Below are 13835 nucleotides of genomic sequence, written 5' to 3' on the forward strand. Positions count from 1 at the left end.
TCTGGCGTCGCTTACTCGACGCGGATCCAGGTCTGGGTGCGGCCCAGCAGCGGCATGCCGACGAAGCCGCGGACCTCGAGCTTCTTGCCGCCGTCGATCGGACGCAGGCGGACGCGATAGACCTTGCCGTTGCCCGGATCGAGGATGTCGCCGCCGTCCCAGAGCTCGGCGTCGTTGCCGTTCTTCTTGACGTTGCGCAGGATGGTCAGGCCCAGGATGGGCTGGCCCTTGCGCTCGTCGGCGCATTCGTCGCACTTGGCGGTCTGCTTGGTGGGATCGGTGATCTTCTCGATCTTGCCGGTGAGCACGCCGCCGACCTCGCTGATGCGCACGGTGGAGCGCTCCTGCTTGGTCTCGTCGTCGATCGTCTTCCACACGCCCACCGGCGTGGTCGCGGCCTGGGCCAGCGCCAGGTTGGCGGACAGTCCGAGGCCCAGGGCGACGGCAGTGGCGAACAGCGGTTTCATCGTGTCTCTCTCCGTTTCTTCTGTACAGCCGCGCCCTGTGCCGGACGCGTCGATGCGCGATGTTGCGGGCCCGGGTCGCGGCGCGTCAATCGCGCCGGGCGGAACCCGGTCCGCCGTAGGGGGACGCGGGCGCCCCGCTCGAGGAGGCGCCCGCGACGCTGTCGTTCAGAACAGCGCCTCGTCCATTTCCATCAGCGGGTTCAGGCCGGCGCGGGCGGTGCGGATCAGGCTCGCGGTTTCCGGCAGCAGCTTGGCGAAGTAGAAGCGCGCCGTCGCCAGCTTGGCGGTGTAGAACGGATCGCCCGAGTCCTTCTTCTCCAGCGCCAGCTTGGCCATGCGCGCCCACATGTAGGCGAAGCACAAGTGGCCGACGACGCGCAGGTAGTCCACCGCGGCTGCACCGACTTCATCGGGGTTCTGGAAGGCCTTCATGCCGATCTCGGTGGTCAGCTTGGTGACCTTGTCGCCGATGTCGGCCAGCGGGTTGATGAACTCCTGCATCGCCTCGCTGGTGCCCTCTTCCTCGACGAACTCGGCGATCTTCTTGCCGAACTTCTTCAGCGTCGCGCCGTTGTTGCCCAGGATCTTGCGGCCCAGCAGGTCCAGCGACTGCACCGTGTTCGTGCCCTCGTAGATCATGTTGATGCGGGCGTCGCGGACGAACTGCTCCATGCCCCACTCGTGGATGTAGCCGTGGCCGCCGAAGACCTGCATGCAGTGCGAGGTGGCGATCCAGCCGTTGTCCGTGATGAAGGCCTTGATGATCGGCGTCAGCAGCGCGACCTCGTCCTCGCAGGCCTTGGCCTCGTCGGCGTCGTCGCTGGACAGGGCCTTGTCCAGCTGCAGCGCCACGTAGGCCGACAGCGCGCGGCCGCCTTCGGCGTAGGCGCGGGCGGTCAGCAGCATCTTGCGGACGTCGGGGTGGACGATGATCGGATCGGCCGGCTTGTCCGGCGCCTTCGGGCCCGACAGCGCGCGCATCTGGATGCGGTCCTTGGCGTAGGCGACGGCGTTCTGGTACGCGACTTCGGTCAGGCCCAGCGACTGGTTGCCCACGCCCAGGCGGGCGGCGTTCATCATCACGAACATCGCCTGCAGGCCCTTGTTGGGCTGGCCCACCAGCGTGCCGACGGCGCCGTCCAGCACGATCTGCGCGGTGGCGTTGCCGTGGATGCCCATCTTGTGCTCCAGGCCGCCGCAGTAGACCGGGTTGCGCTCGCCCAGCGAGCCGTCGGCGTTGACCTTGAACTTGGGCACGATGAACAGCGAGATGCCCTTGGAGCCGGCCGGGGCGTCCGGCAGGCGCGCCAGCACCAGGTGGACGATGTTCTCGGCCAGGTCGTGCTCGCCGGCGGAGATGAAGATCTTCTGGCCGGTGATCTTGTAGGTGCCGTCGCCCTGCGGCTCGGCCTTGGAGCGCAGCAGGCCCAGGTCGGTGCCGCAGTGCGGCTCGGTCAGGCACATCGTGCCGGTCCACACGCCCGAGGTCAGCTTGGGCAGGTAGGTGGCCTTCTGCTCGTCGGTGCCGTGCGCATGCAGCGCCTCGTAGGCGCCGTGGCTCAGGCCCGGGTACATCGTCCAGGCCTGGTTGGCCGAGTTCATCATCTCGTACATGCACTGGTTCAGCAGCACCGGCAGGCCCTGGCCGCCATAGGCCGGGTCGCACGACAGCGCGGGCCAGCCGCCCTCGACGTACTGCGCGTAGGCTTCCTTGAAGCCCTTGGGCGCCTTCACCTCATGGGTGGACTTGTCCAGCGTGCAGCCTTCCTGGTCGCCCGACAGGTTGATCGGGGTCAGCACTTCCGCGGCGAACTTGCCGCCCTCTTCCAGGACCGCGTTGATCGTGTCCTCGTCGACCTCGGCATGCGCGGGCAGCAGCTTCAGCTCGTCGACCGCGTGCAGCAGCTCGTGCAGCACGAACTTCATGTCGCGCAGGGGCGGGGTGTACTGAGGCATGAGGACTCTCCTGAATGGTTCTGTGAAGGGATCGAAAGGGACTCGCCCCGCTCAGGCGCGCTTGCGGCTCGGGGCCGGGCTCGCGGAGGCGGAGTGAGGAGGCGTCTGCCGCGTCTGGGCATCGGCCTTGCGGCCGGCCGGCGTGGCGAAGCTGTCGAGGATGCGCTCCAGGCCCGTGCGAGCGCGGGCGAGCGCACCGGGGCTGCGCAGGAAGCGCGCGTCGTGATGCAGCGACAGGATCAGGCCGTGCATCTCGAAAAGCACCTGGTCCGGATCGGCCTCGGGCACCAGGTGGCCGACCTCCTGCGCCAGCAGGATGGCCTTGCGGATCGCGGCGTGCCAGTCGCGCACCATGCCGACCAGCGCGTCGCGCACCGGGCCGGGCCGGTCGTCGAATTCCACCGCGCCGCTGATGTAGATGCAGCCCGAGTCGACTTCCACCGAGGTGCGGTGCACCCAGCGCTCGAACAGCGCGCGCAGGCGCGGCAGGCCGCGCGGCTGGCGGATCGCGGTGTAGAAGACTTCTTCCTCGAACTTGGCGTGGTACTCGCGCACCACCGCGATCTGCAGTTCCTCGCGCGAGCCGAAATGCGCGAAGACGCCGGACTTGCTCATCTTCGTCACATCGGCCAGCGCGCCGATGGACAGGCCTTCCAGCCCCATGTGCGAGGCCAGCCCGAGCGCCGCGTCCAGGATCGCGGCGCGCGTCTGCTGGCCTTTCTGGAGCGAACGGGCGCCACGGCGCGCGACGGCGGCGGCGGGCTTGGCGGCGGTGACGGGGGAGGTGGACACGATGCCCGGAATAATAAAACGAACGATCGTTCTATTTTGAGCAGTTCCGGGTCGGAAAGGCAATCCTTGCCCACCCCTTTTTAGTGGTGCAGACCTAAAAAAGCCAGGCTGCAGACCCGAGTTGGCAGGCTGGGGTCGGGCGATGTCCGAGGGTTTACCCGAACTCGAGGCGTGGACTTCTCTGCGACGCTGGGTGACTCGCGGGCGCGCCGGCCAGTGACCTTCGGCAACGCCTGTCCGCCCGACGCCGGCATAGACTGGCGCAAACAGGGAGCCAGAAGAATGCACAAGCCATTGAATGGCATGTTCCGGGTTCTGGTGTGCCGGGTGCAATCCCGGCTGTGTGGCCTGCCGCTGGATGCCGTCGAGGAGACCCTGCGGCCGCAGCCACTGCGGCCGCTGAAGTCGCCGGCCGTTCATGTCCAGGGGCTCGCGCGCATCCGCGGCGACTGGCTGCCGGTCGTCGACCTGGCCGGCCTGCTGGGACTGACCGAGTCCGGCGTGGTTCCCGCGCCGGCCGACGCCGCGGCGGTGCGCCGCTATGTCGTCGTCCGCGCCGGCGAACGCCGGGTGGCGCTGGCGGTCGCCGAGGTGCTGGGCCTGCAGACCTTCGCGGCGGAGCAACTCCGCGCCCTGCCCCCGCTGCTGCGCGACCGCGACCATGGTGCCGTCAGCGCGCTGGCCGAGCGCGACGATGAACTGATCGCCGTGCTCGACCAGGCCCGGCTGTTTCCGGACGACCTGCCGCCGACCGCGGCCCTCTCCGCCGCGGACGGCGGCGAGGCCGCCAGCCATCGGGGAGCGGCCTCATGACGCGGCCGTCGCCGTCCGATGCCGCCCTGATCTCGCTGCTGCCGCGCCTGCGGACGTTGCTCTCCGCCCGCCTGGGCCTGCAGTTCGACGACCGCCAGGACGACCGGCTCGCCGCCGCGCTGGCGCGGGTGGCCGGGCCGGGCGGTCCGGCGCGCTTCCTGGACCAGATGGAGCAGGCGCCGACGCGCGCCCGGCTCGATGCGCTCGCCGCCGAGCTGACGGTCGGCGAGACCTTCTTCTTCCGCCACCCGGAGCAGTTCGACGCGCTGCGCGTGGACCTGCTGCCGTCGATGGTGCGCCGCGCGACGTCCACCGGCCTGCGGGCGCTCTCGGCCGGCTGCGCGAGCGGCGAGGAGGCCTACACCCTGGCCATCACGCTGCATCGCGCCGGCCTGACGGCGCAGGGCGTCGACTGGCAGGTGCTGGCCGTCGACGTGAACCCGGCGGCGCTGGCGCGCGCGGCCGCCGCCCGCTACGGCGAATGGAGCTTGCGCGCGACGCCGCCGGAGCTGCGCGAGCTGTGGTTCCGCGCAGTCGAACCGGGCGTCTGGACGCCGCTGCCCGCGATCCGCGAGCGGGTCCGCTTCGAGCCCCGCCAGCTGGGGCAGCCCGACGCCGCCTTCTGGACACCGGACCGCTTCGACATCATCTTCTGCCGCAACGTGCTGATGTACCTGGCGCCCACGGCGCTGCGCCAGGCGATCCAGCACCTGGTCGGCGCGCTGGCACCGGGGGGCGTGCTGTTCCTGGGCCATGCGGAGACGCTGCGCGGCCAGTCCGAGGCACAGGCCGCGGGGCTGACGCTGCGCCAGGCGCATGGCTGCTTCTTCTATCGCCGCGAAGGCGCGGACGTGGCGCCCGCCTGGCCCTTTCCCTGGCCGACCCCCGTGCCGGAGCCGGCGACGGCCCCGCTGGCGCACGCGCCGGCATTCGAGGCCACGCCCGTCGACCACGCCGACCAGGCCCTGCTCGACGAGGCGCTGCTGCTGGTCGAGGCCGGCCAGATCGAGGACGGCCTGCGCGCCTGCGCCCGGCTGATCGCGCCGCAGACACCGGCCGCGCTGCAGGCCGAGGTGCTGTTCCTGCAAGGGCTGGCGATGGAGGAGCGCGGCCAGCTCCCCGCCGCGGAATGGCATCACCAGCGCGCCGCCGCCAAGGACGCCGCCTTCGCCCTGCCGCACCTCCGCCTGGGCCTGCTGGCCCGGCGTCGCGGCGAGATCGTCGCCGCGCGGCGCGAACTGGGGCGGGCGCTGGCGCTGCTGGACGACGAATCGCCCGAGCGGCTGCGGCGTTTCGGCGGCGGCTTCGAACGCGACGACCTGCGGCGCCTGTGCCGCGACGAGATCCAGGAGGCCCGCGCATGACGCTCGACCGCTCCGACCGCTCCGACCCGCTGGAGGGCCAGCTCGACGAATGGCGGGCGGCCTTCGACCGCTCCTTCGCCGAGCCGCGACGGCTGGGCGATGACGACGCCGTCCTGGACGTGCTGGGCATCCGGATTGCCGGCGACCCGTTTGCCCTGAACTTGGCCGATCTGGCCGGACTGCAGCCCGCCATGCCCGCCGCGCCCTATCCCGCCACCGCACCCGGGCTGCTCGGGCTCGCCGGGCACCAGGGGCAGGTCTTGCCGCTCTACGACCTGCGCGCGCTGATCGGCCGCGGGGCCGCGACGGCGGTGCGCTGGTGGGCCATCGCGCGCGCCGCGCCGCTGGCGCTCGCCTTCGAGGGCTTCGACGGCCAATGGCGCCTGACGCCTGGCGATCGCCTGCAGCAGAGCGACGCGGCCGGCACCGGCTGGGCGGTCCGCTGCGGCGGCGCGCTGCGCCCGCTGATCGAGCTGGAAGGCCTGATCGCCGCCGTCGCCGGCAGCCAGCTCGGCGAGCCGTCGGCGGGATCCTTCACCACAACGACAAGCGCCGGCGCCGCCGGCCGATGACAGGGAGCACCGTGCCATGTGGACCTTCGGAAGAAAGCTGTCGATGGGTTTCGCGCTGTCCTTCGCGCTGCTGCTGCTCATCGGGACGCTGGCCTATCGCGGCGTCGACCTGCTGACGCAGACCAGCTACCAGGTCACCCGCACCCATGCGGCGCTGACCCACGTCGAGGCGCTGATGAGCCTGATGAAGGACGCCGAGACCAGCCAGCGCGGCTACCTGCTCAGCGGCGAGGATCCTTATCTGGACCCCTATCGCCACGCCGTCGCCAACCTGCCGCGACAGCTGGCCGAGCTCAGGCCGCTGATCCGCGACAACCCCGGGCAGCAGGCCCGGCTGAACCAGGCCACGGCCATGATCGAGGGCCTGATGCAGCTGCACAAGGAGCGCATCGAGTCGCGCCGCACGTCCACCATCGAGGCGGCCATGCGCGTCCAGGGCCTGGGCGAGGGCAAGCGCCGCATGGATGAACTGCGCGCGGTGATCTCCCAGATGGAGGAGGAGGAGAACGACCTGCTGCGCCAGCGCGCGCAGGAGGTCGAGTCCGCCGCCACCGGCGTGCGCATGGCCATCGTCTGGGGCACCGTCGCCGGCGCGCTGCTGGTGCTGGCGGCGGCGCTGACGCTCAACCGCGCGCTCAGCGGCCAGGTGGGCACGGCGGTCAAGCATGTGCAGCGCTCCTCGGCGGAGCTGCAGGCGGCCGCGAACCAGCAGGCCGCCGGCGCCCGCGAGACGGCCACCTCGATGACGGAGATCTCCACCACCATCTCCGAGCTGCTGGCCACCTCGCGCCAGATCGCCGACAGCGCGCAGCGCGTCGTGGTCATCGCCGAGCAGACGGCTGGATTGGCCCGTGGCGGCGACGGCACCCTGCAGGCGGCGCGCGAAACCATCGCCGCGATGCGCCGGCAGATCGACCTGGTGGTCGACCACATGCTGGACCTGGGCCGCAAGTCGCAGCAGATCGGGGTGGTGATGGACCTGGTCGGCGAACTGGCCGAGCAGACCAACATCCTGGCGATCAACGCCACCATCGAGGCCACCGTGGCTGGCGACGCGGGCCGGCGCTTCAGCGTCGTCGCGGACGAGATCCGCAAGCTGGCCGACCGCATGACCGCGTCGACCAAGGAGATCCGCCTGCAGATCGACGACGTGCGCGGCGCGGTCAACACCACGGTGATGGCGACAGAGACCGGCTCCAAGGCGGTCGATGCCGGCGCGCGTCAGTTCGACGACGTGGCCGCCACCTTCGCCAAGATCGCCGGCCAGGTCGTGACCACGACCGACGCGGCGCGCGAGATCGAGCTGTCCACCAAGCAGCAGGCCACCGCGGTCGAGCAGCTCAATGTCGCGCTGTCCAACACCGCGCAGGCCTCGCGGGAGACCGAGGCCAGCTCCGGGCAGACCTCGCAGACGGCCACCGAGCTGGCGGAGATGTCCCGCGACCTGCTGCGCCTGGTGCAGGCCCAGCCGACCTGAGCCCGACCCCTTCAAGAACCGGACACCCCGCGCGCCGTGGCCAAGGACCCCTACCGCTTCTTCCGCATCGAAGCCCGCGATCTGCTGCGGCAGATGAGCGAGGCCGTGCTCGCCGCCGAGCAGGCGCCGGCGCCCGACCTGCCGCCGCGTTTGCTGCGCCTGGCCCACACGCTCAAGGGCGCCGCCAGCGTGGTGCGACAGCCCGGCATCGCGGCGCAGGCGCACGCGATCGAGGACCTGCTGACGCCGCTGCGTGACCGTGCCGAGGCCCCTGGCCGCGCCGACCTCGACGCGCTGCTGGCGCTGATCGACGTCGCCGGCGACGCGATCACCGCGCTGGACGCCCCGGCGGCGGCCGGGGCGCCGACGCCGCCCCGGGCCGAGAGCACTGGCACCAGCACGGGTTCGGGTTCGGGTTCGGCGGCCGCGGCGTATGAGCGCGTCCCCGACCCCGCCGGCGCGAGCGCCGTCAACGCCGGCCTCACGGGCCTCACGGGCCTCGTGGGCCTTCCCGCCGACGCGGGCACCGCCGAGCCGGACGACGCCGGGGACCCGGATCCGATCGGCGCCATCCTGACCATTCCCCAGTTGATGCCGGAGGAGCTGGACGGCCTGCTCGCCGACATCGCGCGCACGCAGGGGCACCTCGCGCCGATCGAGCGCGCCGCAGCGCTGCTGCGCGAGCTGCGCGCCGGCCTGCAGGGCCAGCAGGAGGCCCTGGCCGGCCCGCTGGCGCGGATCGAGGACCAGATCGAGCGCGGCGCGCGCCAGCTCGCGCGCGAACTGGTCGCGCTGCGCGATGGCGCCGAGCAGCTGCGGCTGCTGCCCGCCGCGCAGCTCTTCGCGCCGCTGCAGCGGACCGCGCGCGACGCCGCGCGCTCCCAGGACAAGCAGGCCCGGCTCACCGGCCACGGCGGCGACGTCAAGCTGGAAGCGGCGCTGCTGAACGCCGTCTCCGGCGCGCTGGTGCAGATGGTGCGCAACGCCGTCGCGCACGGCATCGAGCTGCCGGCCGAGCGCATCGCCGCCGGCAAGCCGCCGCAGGGCCGGATCGAGCTGCGGATCGAGCGCCGCGGCCGCGAGGTGCTGTTCTGCTGCGCCGACGACGGGGCCGGGCTCGACCTCGAGGCAGTGCGGCGCACCGCCATCGACAAGGGCATCCCCGGGGCGGCGCGGCTCGATGACGACGCGTTGATCGAGCGCCTGCTGCGCGGCGGGCTCAGCACCGCGCGGCGCGTGGACGCACTGGCCGGCCGCGGCGTCGGCATGGACCTGGTGCGCGACACGGCCGACCGCCTCGGCGGACGCCTGACCTTGAGCAGCCGGCGCGGCGAAGGCACGACCGTCGAGCTCTGCGTGCCGCTGCAACTGGCCGCGTTGCGCGCGATCCGCGTCGGCGCCGGCGCGGTCGCCGCCTGGGTGCCGCTGGACGCGGTCGAGTGCGTGCTGCAGCGGCCGGTGCTCAACGGCGCGCACCTGATCGTCGGCGACGAACTGCTGCCCCACCTCCCGCTGGCCGACGCCCTGCAGCCGGGCCAGACCACCGCGGCGGCGCCGCGCTCGGCGCTGGTGCTGCGCGCCGGTGGACAGCGCGCGGCGCTGGGCGTGGACGCGCTGGACGGCGTCACCAGCGTCGTGCTGCGGCCGCCACCAGCGCTGCTGCCGCCGTCGCCCCTGATCGCGGGCCTGGCGCTGGACGCGGCACAGCAGCCGGTGCCAGTGCTGGCCGCCGAGGGCCTGATCGCCGCGGCGCGCCAGGCGCGGCCACGGCCGGTGCCGGCGCCGCCGCGCACCGGCACCATCCTGGTCATCGACGATTCGCTGACCACCCGCATGCTCGAGCAGAGCATCCTCGAGGCCGCCGGCTACCGCGTGCACATGGCCGCGTCCGCCGAGGACGGCCTGGAGGCGGCGCAGCGCGAGCGCTACGCGCTCATCCTGGTGGACGTGGAGATGCCGGGCATGGACGGCTTCGAGTTCGTCGCCCGCATCCGCGGCGACGCGGCGCTGCGCCACATCCCGGCGGTGCTGGTGACCTCGCGCAACGCGCCCGAGGACCTGGCCCGTGGCAAGGCGGTCGGCGCCGACGGCTACATCGTCAAGGGCGAGTTCGCGCAGAACGAGTTCCTGGCGCAGGTCGCGCAGTTGATGGCACGCTCGGCCGGCACGGTCGACGACGACGCGGCCGTCGAGGAGCCCGCCGCATGAGCGCATCAGGAGGCGTTGGCGGCGGTGGCGGCATCGGCGGCATCGGTGGACTGGGCGGCGCCGCCGGCGCAGCGCCGCCGGCCGGCCCCGGACCGGCCCGGCCGCTGCGGGTGCTGGTCGTGGAGGACTCGATCACGGTGCTGGCGCACATCCGCGAGGTGCTCGCCGCGCACGGCGACATCGAGGTCGTCGGCGAGGCCCACGACGGCGCGCAGGCCGTCGCGCTGTGCCAGCGGCTGCGGCCGGACGTCGTGTCGATGGACATGATGCTGCCCGGCATGGACGGCCAGGCGGCGACCGAGGCCATCATGGCCCACTGCCCGACGCCCATCCTCATCGTCTCGTCGTCGACCAATCGCGGCGAGCTGCTGCGCACCTACGAGGCGCTGGCCGCCGGCGCCGTCGAAGTGCTGGAGAAGCCGGACGCGAACGCGCCCGCGGGCGAGTGGGAGCGCCGCTACGTGACGCTGCTGCGGCTGGTGGCGCGGATCCGCGTCATCACCCATGTGCGCGCTCGCCTGGGCGGGCGCCCCGCCGCCGGCTTGGCGGCCCAGGCGCCGACACCGGCGCGCGCCCTGCTCGCGCTGGGCGCGTCGACCGGCGGCCCGGGCGCGCTGATGAAGGTGCTGCAGTCGATGCCGGCGCCGGCGCCGCTGCCGGTGCTGATCGTGATGCACATCAATGCGGTGTTCAGCCGCGGCTTCGCCGAATGGCTGGACGCGCAGACGCCGCATCGCGTGCGCTACGCCCGGGGCGGCGAGCGCCTGCGCGACCTGGCCGGCCAGGTGGTGCTGGCGCCGCCCGACGTCCACCTGGTGCTGCGCGCCGGCGTGCTCGAACTCAGCCACGCGCCGCCGCGCCACTCGTGCCGGCCGTCGGTGGACGTGCTGTTCGAATCGCTGGCCGCCGAGAACGGCCCGGGCACCGCCGCCGCGCTGCTGACCGGCATGGGCCGCGACGGCGCGCAGGGCCTGCTCGAGATCCGCCGCGCGGGGGGCGCGACGCTGGCGCAGGACGAAGCCAGTTCCATGGTCTACGGCATGCCGCGCGAAGCCGCCCAGCTGGGCGCCGCCGAGCGCATCCTGCCGCTGTCCGACATCGGCCCCGCCCTGATGGGATTGAGCGGCATGGCCTGGGGAGGAGCCCACAAATGAACAAGAGAACCTTCATCGTCGAGGACAGCCTCACGGTGCGGATGGACCTGCGCGAGGCGCTCGAGGACGCCGGCTTCGACTGCGTCGAGTGCGCCACGCTGGCCCAGGCCCGCGCCGCGCTGGCCCAGGGCGTGCCCGCGCTGGTGCTGCTGGACAACCTGCTGCCCGACGGCGACGGCGGCGCCTGGCTGCCCGAGCTGCGCGCCGCGCCGCAGGGCGGCGACTGCGTCGTGCTGATCCTGTCCAACGCCTCGCAGGCCAGCGACCGGCTGCGCGGCCTGGCCCATGGCGCCGACGAATATGTCGGCAAGCCCTATGACCGCCTCTACGTCATCGACCGGGCGCGCGAGCTGGTCCGCCAGCGCCAGGCCCGCCTGGCGACGCCCATGCCGCAACCGGCCTCGGTGCTGCTGATCGACGACAGCGAGACCTTCCGCGAGGCGCTGCGCGACGCGCTGGAGCCGCACGGCTACGGCATCCACACCGCCGCGCACGGCGAGGAAGGCCTGCGCCAGGCCGCCGCGCTGCGGCCCAACGCGGTGATCGTCGACCAGCACATGCCCGGCATCGACGGCGCGGCGGTGATCCGCCGGCTGCGCCTGGATCCGGCGCTGCGCCACACGCCCTGCCTGCTGCTGACCGCCGACGAGGGCCCCGAGGCCGAGCTGCGCGCGCTGGAGGCCGGCGCCGACGCCTTCGCCCGCAAGCAGGACGACGTCGACCTGATCCTGGCGCGCGTGGCCGCGATGCTGCGCAGCGCCAAGGCCAGCCTGCCCGAGCAGGGCGCCAGCCTGCTCGGGCCCAAGCGGCTGCTGCTGGTCGACGACAGCGCCAACGTGCTGGCCGAGCTCGGCGCGCTGCTGCGCGACGACGGCTACGACGTCATCGCCGCGGCCAGCGGCGAGCAGGCGCTGGAGCTGCTCGCGGTGCAGGCGGTGGACGCGGTGCTGCTGGACGTGCAGATGCCGGGCATCGGCGGGCTGGAGACCTGCCGGCGCATCAAGTCGGCGCCCTCGCTGCGCGACATCCCGGTGCTGCTGCTCACCGCCTTCGAGGGTCGCGCGTCGATGCTGGCCGGCCTGGAGGCCGGCGCCGACGATTACGTCGTCAAGGCCAACGGCGAGGTCGAGCTGCTCAAGGCCCGGCTGCGCGCGCAGCTGCGTCGCAAGCAGTTCGAGGACGAGGCCCGGCGCGTCCACGCCGAGCTGCACAACAGCGCGATGGAAGCAGCCGAGGCGCGCGCCGCGCGCGAGCTGGCGGACAGCCGCGCCGAGCTGCTGGCCGCGCTGCAGCAGCGCAACGACGCGCTGGAGCAGCTCAATGCCGAGCTCAGCCGCGCCAGCAGCGCCAAGACCGCCTTCCTGTCGACGATGTCGCACGAGCTGCGCACGCCGCTGAACGCGGTGATCGGTTTCGCCCAGCTGATGCGCGACGGCGCAGCCGGCCCGGTCAGCGATCGCCAGGCCGAGTTCTGCGGCCACATCCACAACGCCGGGCAGCATCTGCTCTCGCTGGTCAACGACCTGCTGGACATGGCCAAGATCGAGGCCGGCCGCGTCGACCTGGACATCGAGCCGGTCGAGCTCGACGAGCTGCTGCGCGACGCGCTCGCGATCGTGCAGGAACGGGCCCGGCTCAACCGCATCGAGATGAGCTTCTTCGGCGTCGGCGGCCACCAGCGGCTGTGCGTGGACCGCCGCCGGCTGCGGCAGATCATCTACAACCTGCTGTCCAACGCGGCCAAGTTCACGCCCAAGGGCGGCAGCATCCGGCTCGAGGCGCGGCGGGTGCCCCGGGCGCGGGCGCGCGAGGCGCTGCCGGGCTTCCCCAACGGGCGGCGCTCCGAGCTGCCCGACAGCGAGCACGCCGAGTTCGTCCAGATCAGCGTCACCGACAACGGCATCGGCATCCCGCCGGACGGCCTGGACAAGCTGTTCCAGCCCTTCAACCAGATCCGCAACGTGCTGACCCACAAGGTGGAGGGCACCGGCCTGGGCCTGGCGACGGTGGCGCGCCTGGTGCAGCTGCACGACGGCGCGGTGGCGGTGAGCAGCCAGCCCGACAAGGGCAGCTGCTTCACCTGCTGGCTGCCGTGGCGCGAGCCGGTGATCCCCGACGTCATCCTGCCCGACGAGACCGGCGAGCGTCCGCTGGCGCTCGTGATCGAGCACAACGAGCAGGCCGCGGCGCTGATGCAGACGCAGCTCAAGGCGGCGGGCTTCCGGGTGCGGCACGTCGCCTCGGCCGAGGCGGCGCTGGAGCTCGCCCCGCACCTGCGGCCCGAGCTGATCACGCTGGAGGTGAACCTGCCGGGGCTGGACGGCTGGGAGCTGCTGTCGCGGCTGAAGAACCTGCCGGGGTGGGCACACATCCCGGTGGTCGTCGTGTCGGTGGACGCGGGGCAGGAAGTGGCGCTGTCGCTGGGCGCCTCCGCGGTGCTGCACAAGCCGGTGTCGCGCAAGGCGCTGAGCAAGGAGCTGGAGATGCTCGGCTTCAAGCCGACCGCGACGCGCAAGTTCCTGGTGCTGGCGATCAGCGACGCGCCCGGCGACCTGCAGTCGCTGAGCGCCCACCTGTCGCAGCCCGGCTTCTCGGTGCTGCGCGCCACCGGCGGCAAGGAAGGCATCGAACTGGCCCGGCGCCACGTGCCCGACCTGATCGTGCTGGACCTGCTGATGGCGGAGGTCGACGGCATCGGCGTCGTCGAGGCGCTGCAGCGCGATCCGCTGACCGCGGCGATCCCGGTGATCGTGGTGGCGGCGTCTCAGCTCACGCCGCGCGACCGCGAGCTGCTCAACCGCCATGTGCAGCGCGCCACCGTCAACCGCGAGACGGCCGCCGCGGCCGCGGCCGGCGGCGCGCCGGTGCCGGCGCCGCCCGGCGCGCGCACGCCGGCCGGGCCGCGGGGCCATTTCATGGACGAGGTGAAACGCGCGATCAGCCGCACCAGCTGGGGCGACCTCGACCCCTTGGACGATTGACACTCCCTGACGAGGGAAACACGAGGGAAACGCGACAGCACGATGCAAGCG

General features: G+C 72.6%; 10 protein-coding genes. 7 read left to right on the forward strand and 3 right to left on the reverse strand.

Going from position 1 to position 13835, the window contains the following annotated elements; all coding sequences use genetic code 11:
• Positions 1-11: 11 nt before the first annotated feature.
• The 3 genes from BM393_RS12670 to BM393_RS26145 form a co-directional block, all read right to left on the reverse strand.
• Positions 12-467, reverse strand: coding sequence for a DUF2147 domain-containing protein (locus tag BM393_RS12670; protein ID WP_091726161.1), 456 nt, complete (start codon positions 465-467; stop codon positions 12-14).
• A 165-nt stretch (positions 468-632) separates the two neighbouring features.
• Entirely contained in the window at positions 633-2423 is a 1791-nt protein-coding gene (locus tag BM393_RS12675) for an acyl-CoA dehydrogenase C-terminal domain-containing protein (RefSeq protein WP_091726165.1), read from the reverse strand.
• A 51-nt stretch (positions 2424-2474) separates the two neighbouring features.
• Positions 2475-3215, reverse strand: a complete 741-nt coding sequence (locus tag BM393_RS26145; protein WP_254783436.1) for a TetR/AcrR family transcriptional regulator — start codon at positions 3213-3215, stop codon at positions 2475-2477.
• 282 nt (positions 3216-3497) lie between these two features.
• Here BM393_RS26145 and BM393_RS12685 point away from each other — a divergent pair, with 282 nt between their 5' ends.
• The 7 genes from BM393_RS12685 to BM393_RS12715 are packed head-to-tail and all read left to right on the forward strand — an operon-like array spanning position 3498 to position 13784.
• Positions 3498-4028 carry a chemotaxis protein CheW gene (locus tag BM393_RS12685; RefSeq protein ID WP_091731412.1) on the forward strand — a complete coding sequence of 177 codons (531 nt, stop codon included), beginning with the start codon at positions 3498-3500 and terminating at the stop codon, positions 4026-4028.
• Entirely contained in the window at positions 4025-5392 is a 1368-nt protein-coding gene (locus tag BM393_RS12690) for a protein-glutamate O-methyltransferase CheR (protein ID WP_091726168.1), read from the forward strand. Before BM393_RS12685 ends, BM393_RS12690 begins: the two co-directional genes overlap by 4 nt.
• The gene (locus BM393_RS12695; protein ID WP_175538326.1) at positions 5389-5964 is read left to right on the forward strand and encodes a chemotaxis protein CheW; all 576 of its coding nucleotides are present in this window, start codon (positions 5389-5391) and stop codon (positions 5962-5964) included. The genes BM393_RS12690 and BM393_RS12695 overlap by 4 nt, the downstream gene beginning before the upstream one ends.
• A 16-nt stretch (positions 5965-5980) precedes the next feature.
• Complete coding sequence (locus tag BM393_RS12700; RefSeq protein ID WP_091726178.1) at positions 5981-7441, forward strand: CHASE3 domain-containing protein; 1461 nt, start codon at positions 5981-5983, stop codon at positions 7439-7441.
• Positions 7442-7477: 36 nt separating this feature from the next.
• The gene (locus BM393_RS12705) at positions 7478-9649 is read left to right on the forward strand and encodes a hybrid sensor histidine kinase/response regulator (RefSeq protein WP_091726183.1); all 2172 of its coding nucleotides are present in this window, start codon (positions 7478-7480) and stop codon (positions 9647-9649) included.
• Entirely contained in the window at positions 9646-10803 is a 1158-nt protein-coding gene (cheB, locus tag BM393_RS12710; RefSeq protein ID WP_091726187.1) for a chemotaxis-specific protein-glutamate methyltransferase CheB, read from the forward strand. The genes BM393_RS12705 and cheB overlap by 4 nt, the downstream gene beginning before the upstream one ends.
• Positions 10800-13784, forward strand: a complete 2985-nt coding sequence (locus BM393_RS12715; protein WP_091726191.1) for a response regulator — start codon at positions 10800-10802, stop codon at positions 13782-13784. Before cheB ends, BM393_RS12715 begins: the two co-directional genes overlap by 4 nt.
• Positions 13785-13835: the final 51 nt, after the last annotated feature.

This window comes from Mitsuaria sp. PDC51, assembly GCF_900113225.1.
Classification (GTDB): domain Bacteria; phylum Pseudomonadota; class Gammaproteobacteria; order Burkholderiales; family Burkholderiaceae_C; genus Roseateles.